Genomic DNA, 4,244 nt, shown 5'->3' with positions numbered 1-4,244 from the left:
TGCGGGGTTTGAAATCAGGCGATTTGGTGTACTGATACCACTACTCGCACCCAGGAAGGCAAATGATGAAGTACATTGCGGCAGCCACGATCGCGATCTCCGTCTTGCTGTCCAGCGCGTGTTCGGCCTCACAGGTCATCAACACCGGTGGCGACACGAAGTGCAAAGATTTCACCACGCAGGACGAGAAGAAGCAGAACGACGAAGTCAGCAAGATGCTCAAGGACAAGAACGGAGCCGATCCGAGCAATGTGGAGATCTCGGCAACGCGGCTCTCGGCGATGACGTACTGCCAGACACTGGGCAAGCCCGACACCAAGATCTCCGAGGCGCCGCACGGCTGACGGCGCTGCGCGCAGCCGGTCTCGAAGGGGACCGGCTGTACGCAATCATCAACCGCGTGGCGGAATTTCGCGACGACCGGCGTGACCGTAGGCTCAGGTTCCTGCTCCTCGATAGTCAAAACACCGGCCGCACCGACGTGTTGCTGTTGGCCATCGTGCTGTTGGCCGGCTTGGGCAAGCTCACCGACGGGGCCTTGGGCGCAGTGGAGACCCGGATCCTGCGGCGCCGCGGCTAGTCCGCGTCATCAGACAAGCGGCGGTGAGTAGTTGCCAGGCAATGATCGTGTACACGCTTGCGCGTTCCCATGCGCCGTCGGGCAGCAGCACCGTCTTCATCGTCGTCGAATTGACCATCAGCATGGCGATGGAAGAAAAACCCAGGGCCGCAAGCGCTTTGGAGACCAGACGATACCAGCGCCACTCGGCGAGCGTCCGGATCGCATCGGGTCCCGTCAAGATGGCGGCGTTGCCCCCAAGAATCGCCAGCGCAGCGCCGTCGACGTGCACCGTGCCGCTGTGCACTGTACCGATCACGACGTTGCCGACCGCATTCCCGGCGACGGCACCCAAAAACACCCGGGCCCTTCGGTTGTCGGGCACACCCAGGATCAGCGACGCTCCGAGCAGAAACAGAATGCCCTGCAGGTAGAACGCCGCATGTATCAGGTACCCCCGTGGTGAGTAGACCGTCCGGCCGCGAACCGGCCTGCCGCTGGGGAGGCCGAGGTCGCTGATGTAGTCGCGGGCATAGCTGTAGGCGGGCTCGAAACCCGCCGCGGCAAACGCCTCGAGGACCAGGTAACCAACGGCTGCGACGACCCAGAGGGGCGCTGCGCGTGTGCTGGCCAAGTTGAGCCGCTCCTCCCCGCGGGGCCGGACAAAGGACCGGCCGCTGCTCGGTGTGGTTTCCGCCATGCTTTCACGCGGGGGCGGCTTACCCGCACAATAACGCGATGCGTGCAGAGCGGGAGATCTTGAAAATCGCGGGGTGTCCGTCGCGTGCCGCTGCGGGTGTTCGTCGGTGTCTGTCGGCTGTCGCGCTGTTGCTCGCGCTCGTGGGATGCGCCGGACCGGCGCACAACTCTGGCGCACCGGCCGCAGGCGGTGAGTTCGCGGGCCCGATCGACATCGGCAACGGCCGGCACCTGTATCTCAAATGCCTTGGAAAGGGCGGGCCCACAGTCATTTTGGAGTCTGGATATCACAACTCGTCGGATCCTTGGAACCAGTCCGACGCCGCCGCGCCGGCGACGGGCCCGGCCGTGCTGCCGTCGCTGGCCGCAGACCACCGCGTCTGCGCCTACGACCGCCCCGGCACCCTGCGCTATCCCGATCCACCCAGCATCACCGAGCGCAGTTCGCCGGTGGCGATGCCGCGGAGCGCGCAAGAGGTTGTTCAGGATCTGCATGCGCTACTCGCCGCCGCCCGTCTTCCGGGCCCGTACGTGCTGGTCGGTCACTCGCTGGGCGGGTTGTTCATTCGGCTGTACGCCCAGACCTATCCCGACCAGGTGAGGGCGCTGGCGTTCGTCGATGCCTTTCCGGTCGAGATACCGGACTTGATGGGATCGGACTGGCCGACCTACCGCCAGGCGCTGGACCACCCGTTGCCCCAGTTCGCGGATGCGCCGTCGTTTGAGGAAATCGACATCGACAAGAGCGTCGCCCAGGTCGCCGCGGCCCCTGCATTACCGCCCGTCCCGACCGTCGTGCTCACCAGGACCGAACCGTTCGCGGTTCCCGGCACCGTCACGCCCGAGCAGAGCGGGAAACTGGAGCAGGCGTGGCGAGAGGCTTCCGCGGATCTGATCGCGCTGCGCCCGCAGACACCGCACCTGATCGCGACCGGCAGCGACCACTTCATCCAGATTCACCAGCCCGACTTGGTCGTCGCCGGTGTACGCCTGGTGATGCAAAGGTCGGAAACGACCCGGTGATCTCACAACGGAGCCGGGTGCCGGCTCCGTTCAGAAGAACGTCCCGGCATGCGGTGCTTGGGGCACCGCGAACAGTTCATCGGCCACGTCCAACGCCAGCGGATCGTCAGCGCGAGCCAGGCCTGCGGCGGCAAGGCTGCGCCAGCTCGTGCCGCCGAGCAGCGCGGCACCAAGCCCCTCGATTCCGACGCGGACGTCGGCGCGGCGGGTTGTCGGTTCGGCGCCGGCGCCGGTGATCGTGAAGTTCGCCGAATTGCGCGGCAGCAGTGGGTCATTCACTCCGAGCGTGACTCGTTCGCCGCCGCGATAGGATCGCGACGTCAGCGCACGCTTCGCATCGATGATGCGCAGCCACGTTTCGTCGTACACCGCAGTGACCTTCGCGGCCCGACGATCGACGAACAACCAGGGGAGTGCGTCGTCGATGGGCAGCATCCAAAAAACCACTCGGTGAACAAGATCCAGGCTGAGCAGGAAACGAAGCAACCCTAAATAGGCGGCAGCGGTCGGCGCGAACAAATCCTCGACCACGATGGTGCGCTGGTCGCTGACGAACCAATCCTCGGTGCCGATCGGCCGGTAGCGGGCGAAGCCCGTCTCGGCGCCCGGTTCACCATGCACGGCGACATACCACGCCCCCGAGGAGGATTCGGCTCGGCGCCGCGCGCCCTCCCACCACACCCCAGGGCGGTCAATGGTTCCGGGACGGGACGGGCGATTGGCGTCATAGACCCGGGGCAAAATGTCCCAGACTTCGACGGCGCCGAGCAACCGCACCGGTCCACCCTGGCCGACCTCGGGGCGAAACGCCGCCCGCGCCTTCGTAACCTCGATGCTCTGGGCGCAACTCGCTACCCCGTAGCCGTACCGCTCATAGATGGTGGCCTCCGACGCCCGCAGCGACGCGACGACCTCGCCACGCGCCGCGATGTCGCGGAGCTGGTAGTGGATCAATTCGGTGGCGACGCCCCGTCGGGTGAACGACGGCAACACTCCGATGTGGGTCACGGCGGCGTGGCCGACGGTGGCTCCGCCCGGAAGAGTCAGGGTGCTCGTCACGGCGTCCGCGGTGCCGACGAGTTGTCCGTCGACGAATGCCCCGGCGGTGCGGCCGGGCTCGAACAGCTTGGTGATCTGGCCGGGCGGCAGGTTCTGCATGGGCGGCAAACCCACCATCGCGGTGCGGAACAATTGAGCTGCGGCGACGAGGTCGTCGTCGGTGTCCAAGGCCCGGATCTCGGCGGTCATTCCGCCATCATGTCGTGCCCGGCTCGTGGGGTCACCCCATTGGCGCGCCCGCTAACGGATGGGCAGGCCGGTCACCGCTCGCGAAATCACCAACCGCTGGATCTCACTGGTGCCCTCGAAGATGGTGAAGATCTTCGCGTCGCGGTGCATACGCTCCACCGGGTAGTCGCGGGTATAGCCGTTGCCGCCCAGGATCTGGATGGCCTCGTCGGTGACGTAGACCGCGGCCTCGCTCGCGACCAGCTTGGCCATCGAGCCCTCCGCAGAGTCGAAGTTCTGGTTGTTGCGCGCCATCCAGCCGGCCCGCCACACCAGCAGGCGGGCCGCGTCGATGCGGCTCTTCATGTCTGCCAGCTTGAACGCCACCGCTTGGAATTCACCGATCTTGCGACCGAATTGCTCACGCTGGCAGGCATAGTCAAGCGCGTACTCGTAAGCGGCCCGCGCCACGCCGACCGCCATCGCCCCGACCGTGGGCCGGGTGCGCTCGAAGGTCTTCATGGCCGCCTGGCCACCCGTGGAGGCACCGGACTTCACCCGGGCGATCCGCGCCTCGAACTTCTCCCGGCCGCCGAGGATGGCGTCCTCGGGCAGGCGGACGTTGTCGAGCACCACCTCGGCGGTGTGCGACGCACGGATCCCGTGCTTCTTGAACTTCTGGCCCTGCGCCAGGCCTTTGGTGTCCGGCCCGATGACGAAGCTGGCCTGGCCGCGG

5 protein-coding genes and 1 pseudogene are annotated in these 4,244 nt (G+C 66.4%); 3 read left to right on the top strand and 3 right to left on the bottom strand.

What is annotated here, in order from left to right; all coding sequences use genetic code 11:
* Positions 1-62 precede the first annotated feature (62 nt).
* On the top strand, positions 63-344 hold the full coding sequence (locus A5652_RS23690) for a hypothetical protein (protein ID WP_067357681.1): 282 nt from the start codon (positions 63-65) through the stop codon (positions 342-344).
* Between the two features lie 92 nt (positions 345-436).
* A pseudogene (locus A5652_RS29290) lies at positions 437-580 on the top strand (ABC transporter permease); the annotation flags it as partial.
* On the opposite strand, the gene A5652_RS23685 reads toward A5652_RS29290, so the two are convergent.
* The gene (locus A5652_RS23685; RefSeq protein ID WP_067357684.1) at positions 525-1,193 is read right to left on the bottom strand and encodes a DUF998 domain-containing protein; all 669 of its coding nucleotides are present in this window, start codon (positions 1,191-1,193) and stop codon (positions 525-527) included. The pseudogene A5652_RS29290 and the gene A5652_RS23685 sit on opposite strands and share 56 nt — an antisense overlap.
* 104 nt (positions 1,194-1,297) lie before the next feature.
* On the opposite strand from A5652_RS23685, the gene A5652_RS23680 reads away from it, so the two are divergent.
* Positions 1,298-2,281, top strand: a complete 984-nt coding sequence (locus A5652_RS23680; protein ID WP_082984048.1) for an alpha/beta fold hydrolase — start codon at positions 1,298-1,300, stop codon at positions 2,279-2,281.
* A 30-nt stretch (positions 2,282-2,311) separates the two neighbouring features.
* Here the strand turns inward: A5652_RS23680 and A5652_RS23675 are convergent, their stop codons facing one another.
* The gene (locus tag A5652_RS23675) at positions 2,312-3,529 is read right to left on the bottom strand and encodes a GNAT family N-acetyltransferase (RefSeq protein WP_067357676.1); all 1,218 of its coding nucleotides are present in this window, start codon (positions 3,527-3,529) and stop codon (positions 2,312-2,314) included.
* 51 nt (positions 3,530-3,580) lie between these two features.
* On the bottom strand, positions 3,581-4,244 hold a 664-nt coding region (locus A5652_RS23670; protein WP_255361864.1), incomplete at its 5' end, for an acyl-CoA dehydrogenase family protein.

Origin of the sequence: Mycobacterium sp. 1165178.9, from assembly GCF_001673555.1 — a bacterium.
In the GTDB taxonomy this organism is placed as follows: Bacteria; Actinomycetota; Actinomycetes; order Mycobacteriales; family Mycobacteriaceae; genus Mycobacterium.
The sequence above is the reverse complement of the archived record's forward strand: the minus strand, read 5'-3'. Positions and strand labels throughout refer to the sequence as shown.